Origin of the sequence: Celeribacter sp. SCSIO 80788, from assembly GCF_051054295.1 — a bacterium.
Lineage (GTDB): Bacteria > Pseudomonadota > Alphaproteobacteria > Rhodobacterales > Rhodobacteraceae > Celeribacter.
The window spans coordinates 3,168,635-3,191,505 of sequence record NZ_CP150482.1; the positions used below are offsets into that span (position 1 = coordinate 3,168,635).

General features: G+C 57.1%; 16 protein-coding genes, 3 tRNA genes and 3 rRNA genes. 17 read left to right on the forward strand and 5 right to left on the reverse strand.

Going from position 1 to position 22,871, the window contains the following annotated elements; all coding sequences use genetic code 11:
• Position 1: 1 nt before the first annotated feature.
• Positions 2–1,255, reverse strand: a complete 1,254-nt coding sequence (locus V1471_RS15950; protein ID WP_434290958.1) for a DNA polymerase IV — start codon at positions 1,253–1,255, stop codon at positions 2–4.
• Between the two features lie 103 nt (positions 1,256–1,358).
• Here V1471_RS15950 and V1471_RS15955 point away from each other — a divergent pair, with 103 nt between their 5' ends.
• The 3 genes from V1471_RS15955 to V1471_RS15965 are packed head-to-tail and all read left to right on the forward strand — an operon-like array spanning position 1,359 to position 2,957.
• Entirely contained in the window at positions 1,359–2,252 is an 894-nt protein-coding gene (locus tag V1471_RS15955; protein WP_434290001.1) for an SPFH domain-containing protein, read from the forward strand.
• Positions 2,252–2,539 carry an NfeD family protein gene (locus V1471_RS15960; RefSeq protein ID WP_434290003.1) on the forward strand — a complete coding sequence of 96 codons (288 nt, stop codon included), beginning with the start codon at positions 2,252–2,254 and terminating at the stop codon, positions 2,537–2,539. The genes V1471_RS15955 and V1471_RS15960 overlap by 1 nt, the downstream gene beginning before the upstream one ends.
• Positions 2,532–2,957 carry an NUDIX domain-containing protein gene (locus V1471_RS15965; protein WP_434290005.1) on the forward strand — a complete coding sequence of 142 codons (426 nt, stop codon included), beginning with the start codon at positions 2,532–2,534 and terminating at the stop codon, positions 2,955–2,957. Before V1471_RS15960 ends, V1471_RS15965 begins: the two co-directional genes overlap by 8 nt.
• Here the strand turns inward: V1471_RS15965 and pyrF are convergent, their stop codons facing one another.
• A complete protein-coding gene (gene pyrF, locus V1471_RS15970) occupies positions 2,958–3,680 on the reverse strand; it encodes an orotidine-5'-phosphate decarboxylase (RefSeq protein WP_434290007.1) in 723 nt (240 codons plus the stop codon).
• Between the two features lie 59 nt (positions 3,681–3,739).
• A complete protein-coding gene (locus tag V1471_RS15975) occupies positions 3,740–4,006 on the reverse strand; it encodes a hypothetical protein (RefSeq protein ID WP_434290009.1) in 267 nt (88 codons plus the stop codon).
• A 201-nt stretch (positions 4,007–4,207) separates the two neighbouring features.
• On the opposite strand from V1471_RS15975, the gene clpB reads away from it, so the two are divergent.
• A complete protein-coding gene (gene clpB / locus V1471_RS15980; protein WP_434290010.1) occupies positions 4,208–6,829 on the forward strand; it encodes an ATP-dependent chaperone ClpB in 2,622 nt (873 codons plus the stop codon).
• 63 nt (positions 6,830–6,892) lie between these two features.
• Here the strand turns inward: clpB and V1471_RS15985 are convergent, their stop codons facing one another.
• Positions 6,893–7,327 carry a DsrE family protein gene (locus V1471_RS15985; RefSeq protein ID WP_434290012.1) on the reverse strand — a complete coding sequence of 145 codons (435 nt, stop codon included), beginning with the start codon at positions 7,325–7,327 and terminating at the stop codon, positions 6,893–6,895.
• A 164-nt stretch (positions 7,328–7,491) separates the two neighbouring features.
• Here V1471_RS15985 and V1471_RS15990 point away from each other — a divergent pair, with 164 nt between their 5' ends.
• From V1471_RS15990 to V1471_RS16050, 13 genes are all read left to right on the forward strand, one after another.
• Complete coding sequence (locus V1471_RS15990) at positions 7,492–9,024, forward strand: FMN-binding glutamate synthase family protein (protein ID WP_434290014.1); 1,533 nt, start codon at positions 7,492–7,494, stop codon at positions 9,022–9,024.
• Between the two features lie 66 nt (positions 9,025–9,090).
• Entirely contained in the window at positions 9,091–10,017 is a 927-nt protein-coding gene (gene msrP / locus V1471_RS15995; RefSeq protein WP_434290015.1) for a protein-methionine-sulfoxide reductase catalytic subunit MsrP, read from the forward strand.
• Positions 10,017–10,640, forward strand: a complete 624-nt coding sequence (gene msrQ / locus V1471_RS16000; protein WP_434290016.1) for a protein-methionine-sulfoxide reductase heme-binding subunit MsrQ — start codon at positions 10,017–10,019, stop codon at positions 10,638–10,640. The genes msrP and msrQ overlap by 1 nt, the downstream gene beginning before the upstream one ends.
• 683 nt (positions 10,641–11,323) lie before the next feature.
• Positions 11,324–12,791: ribosomal RNA gene (locus V1471_RS16005) — 16S ribosomal RNA — on the forward strand.
• A gap of 156 nt (positions 12,792–12,947) precedes the next feature.
• Positions 12,948–13,024: transfer RNA gene (locus tag V1471_RS16010), tRNA-Ile, on the forward strand.
• A gap of 24 nt (positions 13,025–13,048) precedes the next feature.
• Positions 13,049–13,124: transfer RNA gene (locus tag V1471_RS16015), tRNA-Ala, on the forward strand.
• Positions 13,125–13,494: 370 nt separating this feature from the next.
• Positions 13,495–16,332, forward strand: a 23S ribosomal RNA gene (locus V1471_RS16020).
• Positions 16,333–16,420: 88 nt separating this feature from the next.
• Positions 16,421–16,535, forward strand: a 5S ribosomal RNA gene (rrf, locus tag V1471_RS16025).
• The 16S, 23S and 5S rRNA genes sit together here with 3 tRNA genes alongside, the layout of an rRNA operon.
• 55 nt (positions 16,536–16,590) lie before the next feature.
• Positions 16,591–16,667: transfer RNA gene (locus tag V1471_RS16030), tRNA-Met, on the forward strand.
• Positions 16,668–17,204: 537 nt separating this feature from the next.
• Positions 17,205–17,927 (forward strand): response regulator, encoded by a 723-nt coding sequence (locus V1471_RS16035; RefSeq protein WP_434290017.1) that lies wholly within the window; start codon positions 17,205–17,207, stop codon positions 17,925–17,927.
• A 51-nt stretch (positions 17,928–17,978) separates the two neighbouring features.
• On the forward strand, positions 17,979–20,249 hold the full coding sequence (locus V1471_RS16040; RefSeq protein ID WP_434290019.1) for a sensor histidine kinase: 2,271 nt from the start codon (positions 17,979–17,981) through the stop codon (positions 20,247–20,249).
• Complete coding sequence (locus tag V1471_RS16045; protein WP_434290020.1) at positions 20,246–20,704, forward strand: response regulator; 459 nt, start codon at positions 20,246–20,248, stop codon at positions 20,702–20,704. The genes V1471_RS16040 and V1471_RS16045 overlap by 4 nt, the downstream gene beginning before the upstream one ends.
• A gap of 4 nt (positions 20,705–20,708) precedes the next feature.
• Positions 20,709–21,815: a sensor histidine kinase gene (locus tag V1471_RS16050; RefSeq protein WP_434290022.1), complete on the forward strand. Its 1,107-nt coding sequence runs from the start codon at positions 20,709–20,711 to the stop codon at positions 21,813–21,815.
• Between the two features lie 316 nt (positions 21,816–22,131).
• Here the strand turns inward: V1471_RS16050 and V1471_RS16055 are convergent, their stop codons facing one another.
• Positions 22,132–22,857, reverse strand: coding sequence for an alpha/beta fold hydrolase (locus V1471_RS16055; protein ID WP_434290024.1), 726 nt, complete (start codon positions 22,855–22,857; stop codon positions 22,132–22,134).
• Positions 22,858–22,871: the final 14 nt, after the last annotated feature.

Sequence of the window (22,871 nt, forward strand, 5' to 3'; positions counted from 1 at the left end):
TTCACCGAAGCGCCCGGCCTTTCATGATGGCATCCGTGCCGAAGCGGCGGCGAATCTCGTCGCTGGCTTTTTCGGCCTTGGCGCGTTTGGTCGCATCCGGGTCGAGCAGATCGGGCGAGAGATCGGCCTGATCGGCAGGGCCAAGTTCGGAAATCCCAACGCCGATGAGCCGAAACGGCCCTTGCGGCAGTTCGGGCGTCATCAGATCGCGTGCGGTGCGATAGATGCGGTCGGCGATATTCGTGGGCTCATGCAGGGTCACGCGCCGGGTCAGTGTTGCATGGCTTGCGCGTTTGAGTTTGAGCGTGACGGTGCGCCCGGCGATGTCTTTCGCCTTAGCCCGGTCCGAGACCTTTTGTGCCAGGCGCCAGAGATGGCCGTCGAGCAGATCGGTCATGCCGATGTCTTCGGAAAAGGTGGTCTCGTTCGAGATGGATTTCACCGGGCGATGAGCGGAAACGCGGCGGCTGTCCTGCCCGCGCGCCAGATGCCAAAGCCGGTCGCCCATCGCACCGAAGCGATGATGCAGATCGTCTTTCTCCCAGCGCCTGAGATCGGTGAACGTGCGAATCCCGGCTTTCTCAAGCGCGCCCTGCGTGGCGCGCCCGACGCCCCAGATCAGGCTCACGGGTTTGTTCGCGAGAAATTCCATGGTTTCTGCCTCGCCGATGACGGAAAACCCGCGGGGTTTGTCCATGTCAGATGCAATCTTGGCGAGGAATTTGTTGTGCGACAGCCCGATGGACCCGGTGAGATGCAGCTCCTCGCGCATGCGTTTGACCAGACGGGCGAGCATGACGGCAGGCGGGTGACCATGGAGTTTCGTGGTGCCTGTGAGGTCCATGAAAGCCTCGTCGAGCGAGAGTGGCTCCACATCGGGGGTCAGTTCCGCCATCATGTCGCGAATTTCGCGCGAGGCCGCGACATAGGCCTCCATCCGGGGTTTGACGACCACGGCTTCGGGGCAAAGGGCCAGCGCCTTGAACATCGGCATGGCGGAACGCACGCCCTTGATTCGGGCGATGTAACAGGCGGTGGTGACGACGCCCCGCTTGCCGCCGCCGACGATCACCGGTTTGTCGCGCAAATCCGGATTGTCGCGTTTTTCGACCGAGGCGTAGAAGGCATCGCAATCCATATGCGCAATCGAGAGGGTGAAAAGCTCGGGATGTGTCAAAACCCGCGGCCGCCCGCAGCTTGGGCACCGTGTTACATGGTCGAATGTGGTGAGGCAGTCGCGGCACAGACAGGACATGGCGGGAGCGGGCATCATTTGCTTTCTTGATCCGGTTCTATTCTATACCCATCTGCGAGAGGGGGCCATGCGCCCCTGCATATCAGTTTGGGGGAGGTTACTCATGAATTCCATTGATCCGGCACAGGTTCTGACCGGCGGCAATATCGTCACTCTGGCGCTGGCACTGTTCATCGTTCTTCTGGTGCTCAAAGGCGTGCGGATCGTGCCGCAGTCAGAGAAATTCGTGGTCGAACGCTTTGGGCGGCTGCGCACCGTTTTGGGGCCGGGGATCAACTTTATCGTGCCGCTCATCGATGTGGTGGCGCATAAGATCTCGATCCTCGAACGCCAGCTTCCGAATGCGATGCAGGATGCGATCACCTCCGACAATGTGTTGGTGAAGGTCGAGACCTCCGTGTTTTACCGCATCATCGAGCCGGAAAAGACGGTTTACCGTATCCGCGACGTTGATGCGGCGATTGCCACGACGGTGGCCGGTATCGTCCGCGCCGAGATCGGCAAGATGGAACTCGACGAGGTGCAATCGAACCGCTCGCAACTGATCGCGACGATCAAGGTGGCGGTCGAGGATGCGGTCGACAACTGGGGGATCGAGGTGACGCGGGCCGAGGTGCTGGACGTCAATCTCGATGAGGCCACCCGCGCCGCGATGTTGCAGCAACTCAATGCCGAGCGCGCGCGTCGTGCGACCGTGATGGAGGCCGAGGGCGAGAAACGCTCCGTCGAGTTGGCGGCAGATGCCGAACTTTACGCCGCCGAGCAAAAGGCCAAAGCGCGCCGGATTCAGGCCGATGCAGAAGCCTATGCGACAGGTGTTGTGGCCGAAGCGATTGCCAAGAACGGCATCGAGGCGGCGCAATATCAGGTGGCTCTGAAACAGGTCGAGGCGCTGACCGCATTGGGCGAGGGCACCGGCAAACAGACCATCGTTCTGCCCTCGGCAGCCCTTGAGGCCTTTGGCGATGCGTTCAAGCTTTTGAAAGGCAAGGCGTGATGGAACACATGGTTCTGTTGCTCGAATGGTGGTTCTGGGGGCTGGTGGCGATTGCGCTCATGGCGCTCGAAATCATTGCGGCGGGCTTCATGTTTCTGGGCTTCGGCATCGGCGCCGCCGTGGTGGCGTTCTTGCTGTTTCTCGGTTGGGTCGGAGCGAATGTGTCGTTCTTGACGCTGATCTTTGCGGTCTGTTCGATGATCGCCTGGCTTGGCATGCGAAAGATTTTCGGGCTGCGCAAAGGTCAGGTGAAAGTCTGGGACAAGGACATCAACGACGATGAGTGAGGGGGCCGGGGCCTTTGTCGGGGCAAAGATCACGATCCTGACGCAAGGCTCCGTCCTGACGCTTCTGCGCGACGATGTCCCGACGATCTCCTACCCGGATATGTGGGACCTGCCCGGAGGCGGGCGTGAGGGGGATGAAACCCCGCTTGCCTGTGTTCTGCGCGAAACGCGGGAAGAATTCGGCATCGCGCTTGCGCCGGACATGGTGCGCTACCGACGTTTCTACCGGTATCCGGGGCAAACCGGGGGATGGCACTTTGGCGCGATCTGGGACGATCTGACGGAGGGTATGATCCGGTTTGGCGAGGAGGGGCAAATGTGGCGGTTCATGCCGGTTCAGGAGTTCGTCAGGCATAAAAATGCCGTGCCCTTTCTGAAAGACCGGACACGGCATTTTCTTGAAAGCCTGTCGCTGTAATCAGCTGTTCCAGGTGTCTGCGTTGGCGATCTCGTGCTGGATCGCGAGTGCGGCTTTGCGCGGGTCTTCCGCCTGCCAGACCGGACGTCCGACCACGATATGATCGACGCCATCGCGGATCGCCTGCGCGGGCGTCGCCACGCGTTTCTGATCGCCCAGAGACGCGCCCATCGGACGGACGCCGGGGGTGACGATCAGTTTGCCGGTCGCTTCGGGCAGCGCACGGATCAAAGCGGCCTCCTGCGGCGAGGCGATGACGCCATCGGCGCCCGCGAGAAACGCCTTGCCCGCACGTTCCTGCACCAGATCGCGAATTTCACCCTCTTTGATCAATGCGCCATCGAGATCGGCGCGGTCGAGTGAGGTCAGGATGGTGACGGCGAGGATTTTCATATCCGACCCGGAGGCGCCCTCTTTCGCGGCTTTCACCACATACGGGTCGCCATGCACGGTGAGGAAATCCATGTCGTGCTGCGCCACGCCGCGCACCGCGTTTTCCACCGTCGCGCCGATGTCGAAGAATTTCATGTCGAGGAAGATTTTCTTGCCCTGCTCCTGCTTGAGCTCGTTGGCGAGGGCAAAGCCGCCGCCCGTCAACATGCCAAGCCCGATCTTGTAGAAGGACACGGCATCGCCGATGCGATTGGCGAGCTCAAGTCCCTGCACCACATTCGGTACATCAAGGGCAACGATCAGGCGGTCATCGGCGGTCTGGGCAGTCATGGGCGCATCCTCTCTGGTTCGCCCCTCCTTGCGCAGAGAGACCCGTCGGGTCAAGAGGGTCAGGCGCTCAATCGGCCCTGATGGGCGGCGATTTCTGCCAGGTCCTTCAATCGGGCGACATTGGCCCCGCGTTTGCGATTGCGCAGCGCGCGGGCGCGGAGCGCAAGGCCGCGGCTGACGGTGGCGTAATCGGCGCTGATCGGGGCGGCGAAGTCGACGGGAAATGTGATCCGTTCGCCCGCCTCATGAAAGATGACACGCGCCTGATAGGCCTGAAGCGCTGCATTATAGGTGAGGCCCTGAATTTCTGCTCCATAGCTATGCATGTCTGCTCTCCGTGATGGGGCCGCTGTGCTGGCCGTTTGGGATGCAACGCGGAGCGCGCTAAATTTGTTCCAATTTTGCAACAGATCCTCTTGCGGGGGCAGGGGCCGATGCCCATTTAGGAGTGGAAGGCCCCGACCCTCAAGCGTGCCGCCAAGCGGGCGCGGAAATTCACCCGGGGCGCTTGGAAGAGGAGAGACGGTATGAACATGGAGAAGTTCACCGAGAGGTCGCGCGGGTTCCTTCAGGCCGCGCAAACGATTGCGATGCGGGAGAGCCATCAGGCCCTGAAACCCGAGCATCTTTTGAAGGCTTTGCTTGACGATGAAGAAGGCTTTGCCGCCAACCTGATCAATAAGGCAGGGGGCGATGCGAAAGCCGTCATGGCCGCCAATGAGGCCGCCGTGAACAAATTGACGAAGGTCTCCGGCGATGCCGGTCAGACCTATCTCGATCAGCAGACCGCGAAGGTTCTCGATGAGGCCGAAAAGCTTGCCAAGAAGGCAGGCGACAGTTTCGTGCCGGTCGAGCGGCTTTTGACGGCGCTGGCGATCACCCGTTCGGGGGCGAAAGACGCGCTCGATGCCGGTGGCGTGACGGCGCAGAAACTGAACGCTGCGATCAATGACATTCGCAAAGGCCGGACGGCCGATACTGCCTCTGCCGAGGAAGGCTATGAGGCGCTGAAGAAATACGCCCGTGACCTGACCGAGGCCGCCGAAGCAGGCAAGATTGACCCGATCATTGGCCGCGACGAAGAAATCCGCCGTTCGATGCAGGTTTTGTCGCGCCGGACCAAGAATAACCCGATCCTGATCGGGGAGCCGGGCGTGGGGAAAACCGCGATTGCCGAGGGGCTTGCGCTTCGGATCGTCAATGGCGACGTGCCGGAATCTCTGCGCAACAAGAAATTGTTGGCGCTCGATATGGGCGCGCTGATCGCCGGTGCGAAATATCGCGGGGAGTTCGAGGAACGTCTGAAATCCATCCTCAAAGAGATCGAGGCCGCCGCGGGCGAAATCATTCTCTTCATCGACGAGATCCACACCCTTGTGGGCGCGGGCAAAACCGATGGCGCGATGGATGCGGCGAACCTGATCAAACCGGCGCTTGCGCGGGGCGAGCTGCACTGTGTCGGTGCCACAACGCTGGATGAGTACCGCAAATATGTCGAGAAAGACGCGGCTCTGGCCCGCCGGTTCCAACCTGTTGTGGTCGAAGAACCGACGGTCGAGGACACGATTTCCATCTTGCGCGGGATCAAGGAGAAATACGAGCTGCACCACGGGGTGCGGATTTCTGACAGCGCCTTGGTCGCGGCGGCCACTTTGAGCCATCGCTACATCACGGACCGCTTCCTGCCGGATAAGGCCATCGACCTTGTCGATGAGGCGGCATCGCGTCTGCGGATGGAGGTCGACAGCAAACCCGAGGAACTCGACGCGCTCGATCGTCAGATCCTTCAGCTTCAGATCGAAGCCGAGGCTCTGAAGAAAGAGGATGACGAGGCGTCCAAACATCGGTTGTCGAAGCTCGAACAGGAGCTTGCGGATCTCATGGACCAGTCGGATGCGATGACCGCGAAATGGGAAGCCGAGCGGCAGAAACTCGAAGGTACGCGCGATCTGAAAGAGAAACTCGATCAGGCCCGCGCCGCTTTGGAAATCGCCAAACGCGAAGGCAATCTGGCGAAGGCGGGCGAGCTGTCTTACGGCATCATCCCGCAGCTTGAGAAACAGCTCGCGGAAGCAGGCGAAATCGAAGCCGAGGGCGATCTCATGGTCGAAGAGGCTGTGCGCCCCGAACAGATCGCCGAGGTGGTCGAACGCTGGACCGGGATTCCGACGTCGAAAATGCTCGAAGGCGAGCGGGAGAAACTTTTGCGGATGGAAGATGGCCTGCACAAACGGGTCATCGGTCAGGAAGCCGCCGTTCATGCGGTGTCCAATGCGGTGCGTCGGGCGCGGGCGGGGCTGAATGACGAAAACCGTCCGCTGGGGTCCTTCCTCTTCCTCGGGCCGACCGGGGTCGGGAAAACCGAGCTGACGAAAGCCGTGGCCGAGTTCCTGTTTGACGACGACAATGCGATGGTGCGGATCGACATGTCCGAGTTCATGGAGAAACATGCGGTCGCGCGTCTGATCGGTGCGCCTCCGGGCTATGTCGGCTATGACGAAGGTGGCGTTCTGACCGAAGCCGTGCGGCGCAGACCCTATCAGGTCGTGCTGTTCGATGAGGTCGAAAAGGCCCACCCGGATGTGTTCAACGTGCTGTTGCAGGTCCTAGATGACGGTGTGCTGACCGATGGTCAGGGCCGCACCGTGGACTTCAAACAGACGCTGATCATCCTGACCTCGAACCTTGGGTCGCAGGCGCTGAGCCAGTTGCCGGAAGGGGCCGACAGTGGTCTTGCGAAACAGGACGTGATGGCCGCAGTGCGCGGGCATTTCCGCCCCGAGTTCCTCAACCGTCTCGACGAGACGATCATCTTCGACCGTCTGGGTCGCGGCGATATGGGCGGGATCGTTGAGATCCAGCTTGCCCGGCTCGAAAAACGTCTGGCGAAACGCAACATTTCGCTGGCGATCGACGAGGCCGCGAAACAATGGCTGGCCGATGAAGGCTATGATCCGGTCTTCGGCGCACGTCCGCTGAAACGGGTGATCCAACGGGCGCTGCAAGACCCGCTGGCCGAGCTTTTGCTGGCGGGCGATGTCAAGGATGGCGACGTCATTCCGGTTTCCGCCGGGGTCGATGGCCTGATCATCGGCGAGCGCACCGTCGGGTCGAACAGGCCCGCGCCGGAAGATGCTGTCGTGCATTGAGCGACGGCACAGTAAGGAACATGAGGCGGCCTTTCGGGGCCGCCTTTTTCATGGGGGCCCGGATCAGGGCTTGATGTAGCTGTAGCCGTCTTCCTGCAATTCGACGAGACGGGCGACGCCAGAGGGGACGATCTGCGCCTCTTCGAGAAGCTCCAGCGGCCGGTCCAGATTTTTGCTCATGTTGCGCAGGGTGTTCTCGCAGGCCGAAAAGGTCACGTCCGGATATTCCAGCGCCATCATTTCGATCCGGTCGGCCACCGGGCTCTGACCCTTCAGAAACATCTGAAGCCCCGGTCCATAAGCCACGATTTCCAGCACGACATCGTCGCCGATCGACTGGAAATAATTCCGGGCATTGTTGGCGTTGTTGAGCGCCATGTTCATCAGACGCAGGTCGCTGTCGTCGACATGAAACGCAATTTTATGAGTGATGCCGTCCGCCATGGCCATTCCTGCTGTAAGCGCGAGAACCGCGCTGGTGATCAGTGCTTTGTGCATAGATATATTCCTCCCTTTTTATGCGTCGAGTGAGGCACAGGAACGTGATCCTGTCACGCCGCACCGCAGCTAAATTTTTTAGCGCTAACACGACCCGGTTTGCGGTTGTCTTCTGTGTGTCTTCTGTCAGGGTCGGGCCAAACGGAATGCAAAGGGATAAGGTGATGACCTTCTGGCATTGGACGATGATGGCGCTTCAGGTTCTGGCGCTGGTGTTTGTGGTTGTGATCGGGGTGATGGTCTTTGTTGCCTTCGCGCTTTACGTCCTCGACAAAAGGCAGACGCGGGATGCGATCCTGCGCAACTACCCGGTGATCGGGCATTTCCGGCACTGGTTCTCCAGCTTGGGCGAATTCTTCCGGCAGTATTTCTTTGCCATGGATCGCGAAGAAATGCCTTTCAACCGGGCACAGCGCGACTGGATTTACCGGGCTTCCGATGGCAAGGGCAACACGGTGGCCTTCGGGTCCACCCGCTCGCTCTCCATCCCCGGCACACCGATTTTCATGAACGCCGCCTTCCCGCCGCTCGACGATCAGTTTGCGGTGACCGAACCGATGGTGATCGGACAATATTGCCGGGTGCCGTATACGGCAAAGTCGATCTTCAACATTTCCGGCATGTCATATGGCGCGATTTCCAAGCCTGCGGTTCTGGCGCTTTCCAAAGGGGCGAAGAAAGCGGGGATCTGGCTCAACACGGGCGAAGGCGGGCTGTCGCCCTTCCACCTCGAAGGCGGGGCGGACCTTGTCTATCAGATCGGCACGGCGAAATACGGCATCCGGGATGATGATGGCAATCTCGACGATGACAAGCTGCGCGCCATGGCGGCGCATGAGAAAGTGCGGATGTTCGAGATCAAGCTTTCCCAAGGTGCGAAGCCCGGCAAGGGCGGCATCCTGCCCGCCGCCAAGATCACGCCGGAGATCGCCGCCATTCGCGGTCTGCGTCCGGGCGAAGACGGGATTTCCCCGAACCGGCACCGGGAGGTGGACGATTTCAACGACCTCTTGGATTTCATCAATCACATCCGCGACGTGACGGGCAAACCGGTCGGGTTCAAATTCGTGGTCGGTTCGTCGCGCCCGTGGGAAGAGTTCTTTGCCCTGATCAAAGAGCGGGGCGAGGAAAGCGCGCCGGATTTCATCACCATCGACGGTGGCGAGGGCGGGACGGGTGCCGCACCGATGCCGCTCATCGATCTCGTGGGTATGCCGATCAAGGAAGCGCTCATTCGGATTGTCGACCTGCGCGACAAATATGGGCTGCATGACCGCATCCGCATCGTTGCGGCGGGCAAGCTGGTGAACCCGGCGGATGTCGCCTGGGCGATTTGTGCCGGGGCGGATTTCGTCTGTTCCGCGCGGGGCTTCATGTTCTCGCTCGGCTGTATTCAGGCGCTCAAATGCAACAAGAACACCTGCCCGACCGGCATCACCACTCACGATCCGCATCTGCAACGCGGTCTCGTGGTGCAGGACAAGTACAAAAAAGTCGCGGCCTATGCGCAGGCGACGATCCATGAGCTTGAGATGATCGCCCACTCGGTCGGCGTGCTGGAGCCGCGCCAGATGCGTCGGCGCCATGTGCGGATCGTGCAGGCGGACGGCACCTCCGTGCCGCTCGACCGGCTTGTGCCGAGCTATCACCATGACCAATACGCGGGTGAAAGTTACAAAAGGCCAACGCATCTGTGAGATAAGTTTGGTTTGAGCATGGTCCCGCCCGGTTTACCTTTGAGGAAATCAGATCGGGAGGGACCCATGACACGTCAATTCAATCTGCCATATTCCGAGGTCACGCCGGAGCGTGCCTATCTCAATCGTCGCGCTGTGATGGCGGGCATGGCGGGCGCGGGGGTGCTGGCCGCCACTGGCGTCCGGGCGCAAGATATGCCGGAGTTCGAGATCAAGGGGTTCGATACCACGGAGACGCCGAACACCTTCGAAGAGATCGCCAACTACAACAATTTCTATGAATTCGGCACCGGCAAGGACGATCCGGCCCGCTATGCCGGAAGTCTGACCACCGATCCCTGGTCGGTGGAGATCGACGGCATGGTGGAGCGTCCGGGCTCTTATGGTCTGGGCGATATTCTTTCGAAGGTGGACATTGACGAGCGCATCTATCGGTTCCGTTGTGTCGAAGCCTGGTCGATGGTCATCCCGTGGAACGGCTTCGAGCTGAATCAGCTTCTCAATCTGGCGGGCGTTACGCCCTCCGCCAAATATGTCCGTTTCGAAACCCTGTATCGTCCGGAGGAAATGCCGGGGCAGCGGCGGCCGATTCTCGACTGGCCCTATGTCGAGGGGCTGCGGCTCGACGAGGCGATGCATCCGCTGACGATCATGGCGACCGGGCTTTACGGTCAGGAGTTGCCGAACCAGAACGGCGCGCCGCTGCGTCTGGTGGTGCCGTGGAAATACGGGTTCAAGTCGATCAAGTCGGTGGTCAAGATCACCCTGACCGGCGAGCAGCCCGTGAATACATGGAAGGCCGCGAACCATCGCGAGTATGGTTTCTATTCCAACGTGAACCCGGAGGTCAGCCACCCCCGCTGGTCGCAAGCCACCGAACGGCGCATTGGCGGCGGCGTTTTCGCCTCCCGCATGGCTACGGTGAAATTCAACGGCTACGAGGATCAGGTCGGCGCGCTCTACAAGGGCATGGACCTGAGCAAGGAATATTGATGGATCGCCTCAATCGCTTTGCCCGCCGCATCCCGACTTGGCCGCTTTATCTCGGCGCGCTGATCCCGCCTGCGTGGTATTTCTATGCCGGGGTGAGCGGGCAGCTTGGCGTCGATCCGGTCAAGGCGATGGAGCACAAGATCGGGCTTTTGGGGCTTCAGGTCCTGATTGCCTCGCTCTGTATCTCGCCCTTGCGTCGCTATGCCGGGCTGAACCTTCTGAAGTTCCGCCGGGCGCTGGGGCTGATCGCCTTCTTCTACATCGTTTTACATCTGTTGGTCTGGATCGCGCTCGATGTGCAGATCCCGTCCCAGATCATCGCCGACATCTACAAGCGTCCCTATATCACCATCGGCATGTTGGGCTTCGTTCTGATGATCCCTCTGGCCGCGACCTCCTATAATGCGGCGATCCGCAAACTCGGGCGTAATTGGCGGCGACTGCACTGGCTGGTCTATCCGGCGGTGATCCTTGGCGGGGTGCATTTCGTCATGCTGCGCAAAGGCTGGCAATTGGAGCCGATGCTTTACCTAGGCGGTATCGCAGTTCTCTTGCTGCTTCGCCTGCCTTCCGTAGCACGCAAACGGACACGCGTTGCGATTCCTCAGCAGTCACGTCTGTGACTTGCGTGACTCGCCTCCGAGTCACGAACGATTCCGGGGCGATTCACCGTCGATTTGTGTGGTTTTGCGGTATCGATACCAAATGTTGCGTTGGCCTGTGTGGATAAGGGGTTTTCGTTTCGCGGCAGGCGTCCTGATTGGGGCAGGCAATGCGGGGAAATCGCTGGTTGCTAAAAAACTCAACGAAATAAAACATTTTAAATCAGTGGCTTGAGTGAAAAATGCAGACATTCGTCATTTTTCTTTCAAAAAGCGCTTGCGGGTTCTGAGCACTCGCCTTAGAACCCCCTTCACCGGCGGCGCAGACAGCGCGGCACGGGGCGCCAGACGGACTGGCCGGGATGCTCGGAAGGGTTTCTTGGACGGGAAGCGAGGCAGAAAATTTGAGGCAGATCTGGGCGGGCGCGCCGTAAGTTAGGGCGCACTGGTCTGGTTTTTGTCTCTGGCTCTTTGAAATTGATAGATGAACGAAGAGATATGTGGGCGGTTTGGTCTTAACGACAAGAACGTCTGTATATCGCACTCTTAGAACTCAGGTTCGATGATAGAGTGTCAGCTTCACTGTTTGTCGGCTTTCGGTATCTTTTGGTACCAAGCACGAGAAACAGTTTCCTGGAACCTTAGCCGGTTTCAGGAGTGATGTGCAGAGGTTCGACGTCAAGGTTAGCATAGTAATATGCTTTCAACTTGAGAGTTTGATCCTGGCTCAGAACGAACGCTGGCGGCAGGCCTAACACATGCAAGTCGAACGAAGCCTTCGGGCTTAGTGGCGGACGGGTTAGTAACGCGTGGGAACGTACCCTTTGCTACGGAATAGTCCCGGGAAACTGGGTTTAATACCGTATACGCCCTTCGGGGGAAAGATTTATCGGCAAGGGATCGGCCCGCGTTAGATTAGGTAGTTGGTGGGGTAATGGCCTACCAAGCCTACGATCTATAGCTGGTTTGAGAGGATGATCAGCAACACTGGGACTGAGACACGGCCCAGACTCCTACGGGAGGCAGCAGTGGGGAATCTTAGACAATGGGGGCAACCCTGATCTAGCCATGCCGCGTGAGTGATGAAGGCCTTAGGGTCGTAAAGCTCTTTCGCCTGTGAAGATAATGACGGTAGCAGGTAAAGAAACCCCGGCTAACTCCGTGCCAGCAGCCGCGGTAATACGGAGGGGGTTAGCGTTGTTCGGAATTACTGGGCGTAAAGCGCGCGTAGGCGGATATTTAAGTCAGAGGTGAAATCCCGGGGCTCAACCCCGGAACGGCCTTTGATACTGGATGTCTTGAGTTCGAGAGAGGTGAGTGGAATTCCGAGTGTAGAGGTGAAATTCGTAGATATTCGGAGGAACACCAGTGGCGAAGGCGGCTCACTGGCTCGATACTGACGCTGAGGTGCGAAAGTGTGGGGAGCAAACAGGATTAGATACCCTGGTAGTCCACACCGTAAACGATGAATGCCAGTCGTCGGCAAGTATACTTGTCGGTGACACACCTAACGGATTAAGCATTCCGCCTGGGGAGTACGGTCGCAAGATTAAAACTCAAAGGAATTGACGGGGGCCCGCACAAGCGGTGGAGCATGTGGTTTAATTCGAAGCAACGCGCAGAACCTTACCAACCCTTGACATCCTGATCGCGGATTAGAGAGATCTTTTCCTTCAGTTCGGCTGGATCAGTGACAGGTGCTGCATGGCTGTCGTCAGCTCGTGTCGTGAGATGTTCGGTTAAGTCCGGCAACGAGCGCAACCCACATCCTTAGTTACCAGCGGTTTGGCCGGGGACTCTAGGGAAACTGCCCGTGATAAGCGGGAGGAAGGTGTGGATGACGTCAAGTCCTCATGGCCCTTACGGGTTGGGCTACACACGTGCTACAATGGCATCTACAGTGAGTTAATCTCCAAAAGATGTCTCAGTTCGGATTGGGGTCTGCAACTCGTCCCCATGAAGTCGGAATCGCTAGTAATCGCGTAACAGCATGACGCGGTGAATACGTTCCCGGGCCTTGTACACACCGCCCGTCACACCATGGGAGTTGGGTCTACCCGACGGCCGTGCGCTAACTCTTCGGAGGGGCAGCGGACCACGGTAGGCTCAGCGACTGGGGTGAAGTCGTAACAAGGTAGCCGTAGGGGAACCTGCGGCTGGATCACCTCCTTTCTAAGGATGTTTCTAGCTCCCGAGAAAGTTTACTTTCTCTCGACGTGAAACACTTAGCAGCTACATAGTAGCATAGATCAACAATAGTTGATCAAACTCGGCCAGGCCGTCCTCATATCTCTTCGTAAAGTATCACAGACCTACCGGTCTGGACTTGGGTCGGTAGCTCAGGTGGTTAGAGCGCACGCCTGATAAGCGTGAGGTCGGAGGTTCAAGTCCTCCTCGACCCACCACTAATTCGCTGAAACAGCGAGTATGGGGCCTTAGCTCAGCTGGGAGAGCATCTGCTTTGCAAGCAGAGGGTCATCGGTTCGATCCCGATAGGCTCCACCATTACCACTAAGATTACATCAGCAAGCACTGAGATCAGTGTTTGCTCGTCTAATCTTAGACGACAATTGACATCGTATAGAGAGATTAAATGCAACATCGTTGATCGCCCAAGTGAGGGTTGATCTCGGTCGCTTCCGCAAGGAAGGCGCATGACAGACCACATTCCCGGTCTCAGTGCGTATCGCGGCTGAAAAGATGATGTTGCCCAAGTCAAGTAAACTAACCAAGTTGCGGTTCTACGGAATTGCAGCGCGTTTCCGATCCCATACAAGATCGGAAGCGGGAAAGTATGCTTTTGGTCCTGAAAGTATAGAGTTGCTCTTACCAGCTGCAGCTCTCGTAAGACGTAAGTTTTGCTCTTTCTGGATCAAATCAAGCGCGAGAAGGGCGTTTGGTGGATGCCTTGGCAGTAAGAGGCGATGAAGGACGTGATACTCTGCGATAAGCTATGGGGAGCCGAGAATAGGCTTTGATCCATGGATTTCCGAATGGGGGAACCCACCTGACAGTTCGATATAATAGCTTAGGCTGCTTATATCTTGCTGAAACAGGTACTTTTAACCTGAACACATAGGGTTTTAAGAGCAAACCCGGGGAACTGAAACATCTAAGTACCCGGAGGAAAGGACATCAATAGAGACTTCCCTAGTAGCGGCGAGCGAACGGGAACCAGCCGAGCACGATGAGTGACTGGAACAGATTGGAAAGTCTGGCCATAGCGGGTGACAGCCCCGTACAGGAAGCTTTGAGTGACGTATTAAGTAGGGCGGAACACGTGAAATTCTGTCTGAAGATCGGGGGACCACCCCCGAAGGCTAAGTACTCCTTACTGACCGATAGCGAACCAGTACCGTGAGGGAAAGGTGAAAAGCACCCCGACGAGGGGAGTGAAACAGTTTCTGAAACCGGACGCCTACAAGCAGTCGGAGGGACCTCGAGTCCTGACGGCGTACCTTTTGTATAATGGGTCATCGACTTGGTCTTACGAGCAAGCTTAAGCCGTTAGGTGTAGGCGCAGCGAAAGCGAGTCTTAATAGGGCGCATGAGTTCGTGGGATCAGACCCGAAACCGAGTGATCTAGGCATGACCAGGATGAAGGTAAGGTAACACTTACTGGAGGTCCGAACCCACACCTGTTGAAAAAGGTCGGGATGAGTTGTGCCTAGGGGTGAAAGGCCAATCAAACTCGGAGATAGCTGGTTCTCTGCGAAATCTATTTAGGTAGAGCGTCATCCGAATACCCCGGGGGGTAGAGCACTGGATGGGTAATGGGGCCCCACAGGCTTACTGATCCTAACCAAACTCCGAATACCCGGGAGTACTAGATGGCAGACACACTGCGGGTGCTAACGCCCGTAGTGAAGAGGGAAACAACCCTGACCTCCGGCTAAGGCCCCTAATTCATGGCTAAGTGGGAAAGCAGGTGGGACGACCAAAACAACCAGGAGGTTGGCTTAGAAGCAGCCATCCTTTAAAGATAGCGTAACAGCTCACTGGTCTAGATAAGTTGTCCTGCGGCGAAGATGTAACGGGGCTCAAGCCATGAGCCGAAGCCGAGGATGCCGTAAGGCATGGTAGCAGAGCGTGGTGTGATATAGCTTCATGCCTCCTTAGTACTGATCTTCTTCGAAGACAGTTCATTGGAGGCTCGAAGCTTTCTGTGAAGCGGGCGCGTGAGCGATCCCGTGGAGAGATCACCAGTGAGAATGATGACATGAGTAGCGACAAACAGGGTGAGAGACCCTGTCGCCGAAAGTCCAAGGGTTCCTGCTTAAAGCTAATCTGAGCAGGGTAAGCCGACCCCTAAGGCGAGGCCGAAAGGCGTAGTCGATGGGAACCAGGTTAATATTCCTGGGCCAGAGAGAAGTGACGGATCGCAAAGGTCGTTCATCCTTATCGGATTGAATGGGCGGCTGAGCGGTCCCTGGAAATAGCCTCTCATTAGATCGTACCCTAAACCGACACAGGTGGACTGGTAGAGAATACCAAGGCGCTTGAGAGAACGATGTTGAAGGAACTCGGCAAAATACCTCCGTAAGTTCGCGAGAAGGAGGCCCAGTTTCTACGCAAGTATTGGCTGGGGGCACAAACCAGGGGGTGGCGACTGTTTACTAAAAACACAGGGCTCTGCGAAGTCGCAAGACGACGTATAGGGTCTGACGCCTGCCCGGTGCCTGAAGGTTAAAAGGAGGGGTGCAAGCTCTGAATTGAAGCCCAGGTAAACGGCGGCCGTAACTATAACGGTCCTAAGGTAGCGAAATTCCTTGTCGGGTAAGTTCCGACCTGCACGAATGGCGTAACGACTTCCCCGCTGTCTCCAACATCGACTCAGCGAAATTGAATTGCCTGTCAAGATGCAGGCTTCCCGCGGTTAGACGGAAAGACCCCGTGCACCTTTACTACAGCTTCACACTGGCATCAGGCACAACATGTGCAGGATAGGTGGTAGGCTTTGAAGCAGGGACGCCAGTCCCTGTGGAGCCTTCCTTGAGATACCACCCTTGTTCTGCTTGATGTCTAACCGCGACCCATTATCTGGGCCCGGGACCCTGTGTGGCGGGTAGTTTGACTGGGGCGGTCGCCTCCCAAAGAGTAACGGAGGCGCGCGAAGGTTGGCTCAGAGCGGTCGGAAATCGCTCGTTGAGTGCAATGGCAGAAGCCAGCCTGACTGCAAGACTGACAAGTCGAGCAGAGACGAAAGTCGGCCATAGTGATCCGGTGGTCCCGAGTGGAAGGGCCATCGCTCAACGGATAAAAGGTACGCCGGGGATAACAGGCTGATACTGCCCAAGAGTCCATATCGACGGCAGTGTTTGGCACCTCGATGTCGGCTCATCTCATCCTGGGGCTGGAGCAGGTCCCAAGGGTATGGCTGTTCGCCATTTAAAGAGGTACGTGAGCTGGGTTTAGAACGTCGTGAGACAGTTCGGTCCCTATCTGCCGTGGGTGTAGGATACTTGAGAGGAGTTGCCCCTAGTACGAGAGGACCGGGGTGAACGATCCACTGGTGGACCTGTTATCGTGCCAACGGTAGTGCAGGGTAGCTATGATCGGAAAGGATAACCGCTGAAGGCATCTAAGCGGGAAGCCCCCCTCAAAACAAGGTATCCCTGAGGGCCGTGGAAGACCACCACGTCGATAGGCTGGAGATGTAAGTGCAGCAATGCATTCAGTTGACCAGTACTAATTGCCCGATAGGCTTGATTTGATCCAGTAAAAGCAAAACTGCTCTTACTCAAACGAAATCAAAAGCATACACAAAACTTACTTGACTTGGACATAAGCTCATTATTCGGTTTGGTGGTCACAGCGTCAGTGAAACACCCGATCCCTTCCCGAACTCGGCAGTTAAGCACGATTGCGCCAATGGTACTGCGTCTTAAGACGTGGGAGAGTAGGTCACCGCCAAACCTAATAATCAGCTTATAAATCTCTCTTACGATGCTTCACACCTATTCGACCCTGACGCGGGATGGAGCAGCCCGGTAGCTCGTCAGGCTCATAACCTGAAGGTCGCAGGTTCAAATCCTGCTCCCGCAACCAAGGTCGAATAAATCCAAACATGCCCGTCCAGACGACTATTGATCCCAAGGATCAATCGCTTAACGTCTGAACCTCGTCAGGCTCATAACCTGAACGTCGTAGGTTCAAATCCTACTCCCGCAACCAAATATATCGCATATATACAACACTATAGCGCCCCAACGGGCGCTTTTGGCGTTGTAACTCCGCGCTACACATTCCCCAAAGAGTACAAACCGTTCCGAACATCCCCGTTTCCTCCCTACAACGTCAGCGTTGTCGAACTGACGCCGCAGCTGCTCGGGCATTCGATTTCTGGAAAATAGTGAAAGGTTTAAGCATCTCCGGGGCTCTTAACTGGTTCTTAGCGCATTTCCCGGCTTCATGAGGAAGAAACGTACAAGGTGTGAACAGGAATAATCGTCAGGGGGGCTCAATCGAGCCTGCCTGAAGCTGTCAGCTCTGAGGCTGGGGGCGGTTTCAAGCGTATAGGCAGTCAGAAGCAACTGCGTTTCCCGTTCACCATTGATCCGTCGATCCAATAGGAGTGGAGCGGGAATGAATGAGATTGCGAAACAAATTGAGCCAAGCAAAGATGTCGGCGCTGTCCCCGATCACTTGCTGAACGTCCTCTTTCTGGACGATCAGGACGCAGATCGCATGCGTCTCATGCGAAATTGTGCAAAATCCGGTTTGAAATTCAAGGCGTTGGAAGCCTCTGATCTGAAAGGGTTCCGAGAAATACTTGATGAACAGAGTGTGGATTTGGTGTTTCTCGACTACTATCTCGACATGGATACCGGTCTGGATGCGCTCAAAATTCTGACGCAGCATGAAGATCAGACCCATGCCATTCCGATCATGGTGACAAGTGTCGATCGTCACGACATTGCGGTCGAAGCGATGCGCAATGGCTGCGCTGACTACATCACCAAAGAAGAGCTAAGCCCTGATTCCTTGCGAAAGGCTGTCTCTTCGGCGTTCGAGCGCCACGTTTTGATCGCTGCGATCGGTCAGTCGCAGACGTCTCGCGCGGCGATCCGGATGTCGATGAAGCGTATCGCCAACACTTGCGGTCCGGAAATGCGGTCGGCGCTTGCGGGGACCCTGCGTTATGTTCGGGGACTGAGGAATACGCCCGACATGACCCAGCATGTCTCCGACAATCTGACGACGCTGGAACGGTCATTCACAGACATTTACGGATTTCTCGACGAAATCGACTCTCTGCTCGAATACCGCTCTGCGGCCTCGGAGCGGGGACGGGTCCAGAACGGCTAGCAGGTGTACGATTTGGAACGCACAGCTCACAGGTTCACTCGACTGCCGAGGATGACACCCCGTGTCAAACTGATCTCGCTGGTCGTCATTGTCACCCTGGTCTCGGTGGTGTCTTTGTCGGTGGTGCATTATGTCTCAACGCGTGCGCGGGAAGAGCAGATCGCGCTGACCCAACTCGATGCGATGGCGCAAATTTACGCCGAGAGCCTGAATGGTACGCTCAGCGATATGACTGAGGATGCCGCGCTTTTGGCCAAGATCCCGCCGGTTCTGGGCATCGTCCGCGCCAGTGCCGATGTCTCCGGCATCGACCCGGAGGATGGCTCTAGCCTGATGCAATGGCGGAACCGACTGGAGACGATCTTCTCGGGGCTCATGGTGACACGCCCACATTACTATCAGCTGCGCTTCATCGGGCGCGACGACAACTGGCGAGAAATCGTACGGGTGAACCGCACGTTAGAGGGAGAGCAGAGGATCGCGGTAGGCGATCTGCAACAAAAGGGGGCTGAACCCTATCTGGCTCCGGTGAAACTCCATAATGTGACGTTCCCCTATTTTTCAGAGGTTACCTTGAACAGGGAGCATGGAAAAGTGGAAGGGCCAGCCATGATCCGCATCGTTCATCCGGTCCAGAATGGCGTTGGTGATGTTTTCGGAGCGATTGTCATCAACGCCGATTTTGAAAGTCTGTTGCGACAAGCGGCTCCAAAAATCGTTGAGGGTATCCGGGCGACGGCGATCACGAGTGCGCTCGACTACATGAGCTTTGGCCCCGATGCTTCTCCCCCGGAACTGGTATTTCATTCCGATCCAGATTGGCAGTCGCGCAATTTTTTTAATCTTCTGACGCAACCGGACAAGCGCGGCCAGCCCCTGATTGTCGGTGATATGGCGGTCTATATCCATCAGGTCGAAGCCGCCTCCGTGAGCCAGCCCTTTGCCCTCTACCTGGTCACCGAGAAGAGCAAGAGCGATCTTTTCGCCGAGGTTCGCAGGCGCTTGGACAAGGACGTTTTGCTTTCGCTTCTCCTCATCGCGCTGTCCTTCTCTTTGGCGCTGGTGGTCGGCAATCACCTGACGCGTCCTCTGAGCAAGCTGCACCAACTTGTCACCTCTCGGTCGGATGCCTCGCAACCGATCGAATTCTTTACCAGCCCGGATGCGGAAGTCGTCGAACTGGCCCAGGCTTTCAGCGCCATGTCGAACAATCTGTTGCGCGAAACTCTGCGTGTGCGGGCGATGTTTTCGGCGGTCGGCAATGCCGTGATCGTGATTGACAAAAGCGGAACGGTCGAAGAATTCAACACCGCCGCAGAAGAAATATTCGGGTATTCTCAAGATGAAATCGTCGGGCGGAATATCGGCCTTCTGATGCCACCGGATGTCGCTCAGGACCACCATATCCATATCGAGGAATTCGGAAAATCGAGCCGACAAATTGGCGTTGATCGCGAAATTATCGGGCTGTGTAAGGATGGCAGCTCGGTCCATCTGGAGATTTCGATCAGCGCGGTGAACTATCCCGACAGTCAGCATTTGATCGGCCTCGTACGCGATATCACCGCAAAAAAAGCCGCAGAAGCGCAGGTCCGGGATCTGATCGAGGCTCTGGAACGTTCGAACGAGGAGCTGGACCAATTCGCCTATGTGGCCTCACATGATTTGCGGGCCCCTCTGCGCGTCATAGACAATGCATCACGGTGGCTGGAGGAGGATCTCGAAGATCATCTGACGGAAGATACGCGCGAAAGCATGGAGCTGTTGCGCAACCGCGTTCATCGCATGGAACATCTGCTCGATGATTTGCTCGAACATTCCCGGATCGGACGGGTTGCGTCGGAAACGGATTGGATACGTGGCGATTGGCTGATGGACGGCATTGCCGACCTTCTGGACCTGCCCAAGGATTTTACACTGAACATCTCGCAGGCTTTTTCCGAAATCGAAGTGCTGCGGATGCCTTTGCAGACCGTGCTTTTGAACCTGATCGGCAATGCCATCAAACATCATGACCTCGCCATGGGACGGATCGATGTCGATGTCTTCGACCGAGGCGATGCGTATGAGTTTCGTGTCACCGATGACGGGCCGGGCATCCCGGAGAAATATCACAAGAAAGTCTTCGAAATGTTCCAGACGCTCAAGCCCAGGGATCAGGTCGAAGCCAGCGGCATGGGACTCGCGATGGTGCGCAAACATGTCGATGTGGTTGGCGGCCGTATCCACCTGATCTCCGATGGCGGGCGGGGCACAACCTTTCAGGTGCTTTGGCCCAAAACGGCATACAATGCCCAAGAGAAGAGAAAATACGCCTCATGACCCCAGACAGGAAACCTCGAAATTCGGATGTGCCGTACATTCTCCTTGTCGAGGATGACGATGGAGATGCGAAAGCGATTACACGCGCCTTCGCCAAGGCCGAGTCTGTGCCGCAGATTGTTCGGGTGACGGATGGGGTCGAGGCGCTGGCGTTGTTGCGGAGCCAGAGCGATCTGCCTTCCAGGAGATGTATCATGTTGGTGGATATCAACATGCCAAGAATGAACGGTCTGGAATGTATCCGGGAACTCAGGCGAGACGGATTGCTCGACTCTGCCATCGTCTTCGTCATGTCGACCTCCGACGATGCGCGGGACAAAATCGCAGCCTACAAGGAAAACATCGCCGGATATATTTTGAAAGACCGGGCGGGCGACAACCTGAGGCGCGTGGCTGACCTGCTCGTCCAATATTTATGCGTCGTCGAATTGCCAGAATTTCCAGCGTTAGAGTAGTTTCATGAAGCGTATCAATGTTCTTATCGTCGATGATGACGAAGGTGATCGGAAACTCATCAGGAGATTGCTTTCAAAAAGCAATTTCGATGCCACGGTTTACGAGGCCTGTTGTACCGAAGAAAGTTTCGCGCTCAATCTTCCGGAGATTGATGCGATATTTCTGGATTACCTTATGCCGGGCGAAACGGGGCTTGGGCATCTCAAGACATACAAGAGCAATTGGCCACGCGCTGCGATTTTCTTCATGACCGGACAGGGCGATGAGGATCTCGCCAAGACCTCGATCAAATTCGGAGCAACCGATTACATCACCAAACATGCGATCAATGAACGTGCCATCAGACGGATGATGCGCAACGGTCTCGCACAGGTCGAGGCGCAATGGCGCATAGATGAGCAGCGCCGCGACCTTGCGACTTTTTCCGAGGTGCTGGTCCATGATTTCAAGGCTCCGATCCGTGCCGCCGCCTATTTGGCGGAACAGATCGAAGAGGATATCACCTCGGGCGACATGGCGGCCGCGATCGATGCCCTGCGGCTCTTGCGAGTGTCCGCAACTCAAATGCAGGACATGATCCAGAGCCTTGCCGATCATGTTCGCCTTGATCGCGATGTGACCCTGTCCGAGGCCACCGCGTCCGATCTTTGCCAACGGGCGCTTTTGGCTCTGGCCCATGAGATCGCAGTCTCACGCGCCAGGGTGGAAACGGATTTCTCGCAGACCGACGCTCCCTTCCTGTGCCATCCTCCGCAGCTGGTGCAGGTTCTGCAAAATCTTGTGGCGAATGCGATCAAATACTGCGGCGACAAGGACCCGGATATTCGGATTTCCGCGCGCTTTGATGACGGAGGGAAATTGGCTTTCGAAGTGGTCGACAAGGGGATGGGCGTTCCGAAAGACCAGCTCGACCGCATCTTCGAACCGTTCAAGCGTGGCCCGGGCACGCGCGAATTGAGTGGGACCGGGCTCGGACTTGCCACCTGCCGGAAAATTATTTCACGCCATGGCGGTACGATCTGGTGCAATTCGGAGCAAGGACAAGGCGCAACATTCGGCTTTCTGATCCCCGCAGCGTCAACCGATCCGTGCACACACGCAGAGACCTAAAGGCGCCTCGAAGTCTGATTTCGAGAGTTTCGATCCGGCTCGCACCGATTTCTTGCGATCCCCTCTCTTTAACGACCCCATCACCCGTCGCGGTGATACGATTGTATGGCAGGATGTCGGTGTTGAATTTGAACAGGTGCGGCTTGGTAAAATTGCACTCTTTTTCGACCCCGCAACCAGTTCGAAGAAAACAAAATTCGCCCGGTCAGTCTAAAGGTGATCACTGGGATCAATCGCTTAACGCCTGATACGCGTCTGGCTCATAACCGGGTGTGTCGGGGCTGCCGACGTAAACAGCGCCGCACATTCTCGGTCTTCAGCGCAAGAACGCGCTCAGAAGATCGTTGAACCGGTCGGTTTTCTCGATCTGGGTCCAATGCCCGCAGTTGCGAAACAGATGCAGCTCCGAATTGGGCATGAGTTCGAAGAAGCGTCTCGAATTCTCTACGGGAATGACCTGGTCCTCCCGCCCGTGCACGATGAGCGCAGGTGCCTCGATCCGGGCGATGGCGTCCTCGGAGGAGGCCATCATGCGCACGCTCTCTTGCCTCGGGGCGGGGAACATGGCGGAGAACTTTTCCATCACGCCCTCGCGCAACGTCGCGCGGTGGCGCATTTCGGCGAGATCGTCGTTTACGAAACTGGTATCATAGGCAAAGACGCCCAGAAGTTCGCGCATGTTCTCGATGCTTGCTTCATAGCCCCAAACAAGATCGAGTCCTTTTGTGATGGGAAAGTCGACACCGACTGCCCCCATAAGCACGATCTTTTCGATCTGCTTCGGGTGACGGATGGCATAGGCGAGCGCGAGGGCGCCGCCAAAGGAATTGCCGACGATGGAGAATTTCTCCAGCCCGAGGGCGGTGGTGAAACCCGATAGGTGGTCGACCCAACCGTCGAGACTGAAGTTCAGCCCCTCCGGCGCGTCCGTATAGCCAAATCCCATCATGTCCGGCGCGAGACAGCGAAACCCGCGTTGCGCCAGCACCGGCATGTTGAGCCGCCAGTTGGCCCAGGCCGACACGCCCGGCCCCGGAGCCATGGATGAAGAGCACC

Excerpts from the sequence above, each read along its gene's own strand:
- V1471_RS15985 (WP_434290012.1), bottom strand. The coding sequence starts at position 7,327 with ATGCACAAAGCACTGATCACCAGCGCGGTTCTCGCGCTTACAGCAGGA.
- msrP (WP_434290015.1), top strand. The coding sequence starts at position 9,091 with ATGACACGTCAATTCAATCTGCCATATTCCGAGGTCACGCCGGAGCGT.
- V1471_RS15975 (WP_434290009.1), bottom strand. The coding sequence starts at position 4,006 with ATGCATAGCTATGGAGCAGAAATTCAGGGCCTCACCTATAATGCAGCG.
- V1471_RS16055 (WP_434290024.1), bottom strand. The coding sequence starts at position 22,857 with ATGGCTCCGGGGCCGGGCGTGTCGGCCTGGGCCAACTGGCGGCTCAAC.
- V1471_RS16035 (WP_434290017.1), top strand. The coding sequence starts at position 17,205 with ATGAATGAGATTGCGAAACAAATTGAGCCAAGCAAAGATGTCGGCGCT.
- V1471_RS15960 (WP_434290003.1), top strand. The coding sequence starts at position 2,252 with ATGGAACACATGGTTCTGTTGCTCGAATGGTGGTTCTGGGGGCTGGTG.
- V1471_RS15950 (WP_434290958.1), bottom strand. The coding sequence starts at position 1,255 with ATGTCCTGTCTGTGCCGCGACTGCCTCACCACATTCGACCATGTAACA.
- V1471_RS16050 (WP_434290022.1), top strand. The coding sequence starts at position 20,709 with ATGAAGCGTATCAATGTTCTTATCGTCGATGATGACGAAGGTGATCGG.
- clpB (WP_434290010.1), top strand. The coding sequence starts at position 4,208 with ATGAACATGGAGAAGTTCACCGAGAGGTCGCGCGGGTTCCTTCAGGCC.
- V1471_RS15965 (WP_434290005.1), top strand. The coding sequence starts at position 2,532 with ATGAGTGAGGGGGCCGGGGCCTTTGTCGGGGCAAAGATCACGATCCTG.
- msrQ (WP_434290016.1), top strand. The coding sequence starts at position 10,017 with ATGGATCGCCTCAATCGCTTTGCCCGCCGCATCCCGACTTGGCCGCTT.
- V1471_RS16040 (WP_434290019.1), top strand. The coding sequence starts at position 17,979 with ATGACACCCCGTGTCAAACTGATCTCGCTGGTCGTCATTGTCACCCTG.
- V1471_RS15955 (WP_434290001.1), top strand. The coding sequence starts at position 1,359 with ATGAATTCCATTGATCCGGCACAGGTTCTGACCGGCGGCAATATCGTC.
- pyrF (WP_434290007.1), bottom strand. The coding sequence starts at position 3,680 with ATGACTGCCCAGACCGCCGATGACCGCCTGATCGTTGCCCTTGATGTA.
- V1471_RS16045 (WP_434290020.1), top strand. The coding sequence starts at position 20,246 with ATGACCCCAGACAGGAAACCTCGAAATTCGGATGTGCCGTACATTCTC.
- V1471_RS15990 (WP_434290014.1), top strand. The coding sequence starts at position 7,492 with ATGACCTTCTGGCATTGGACGATGATGGCGCTTCAGGTTCTGGCGCTG.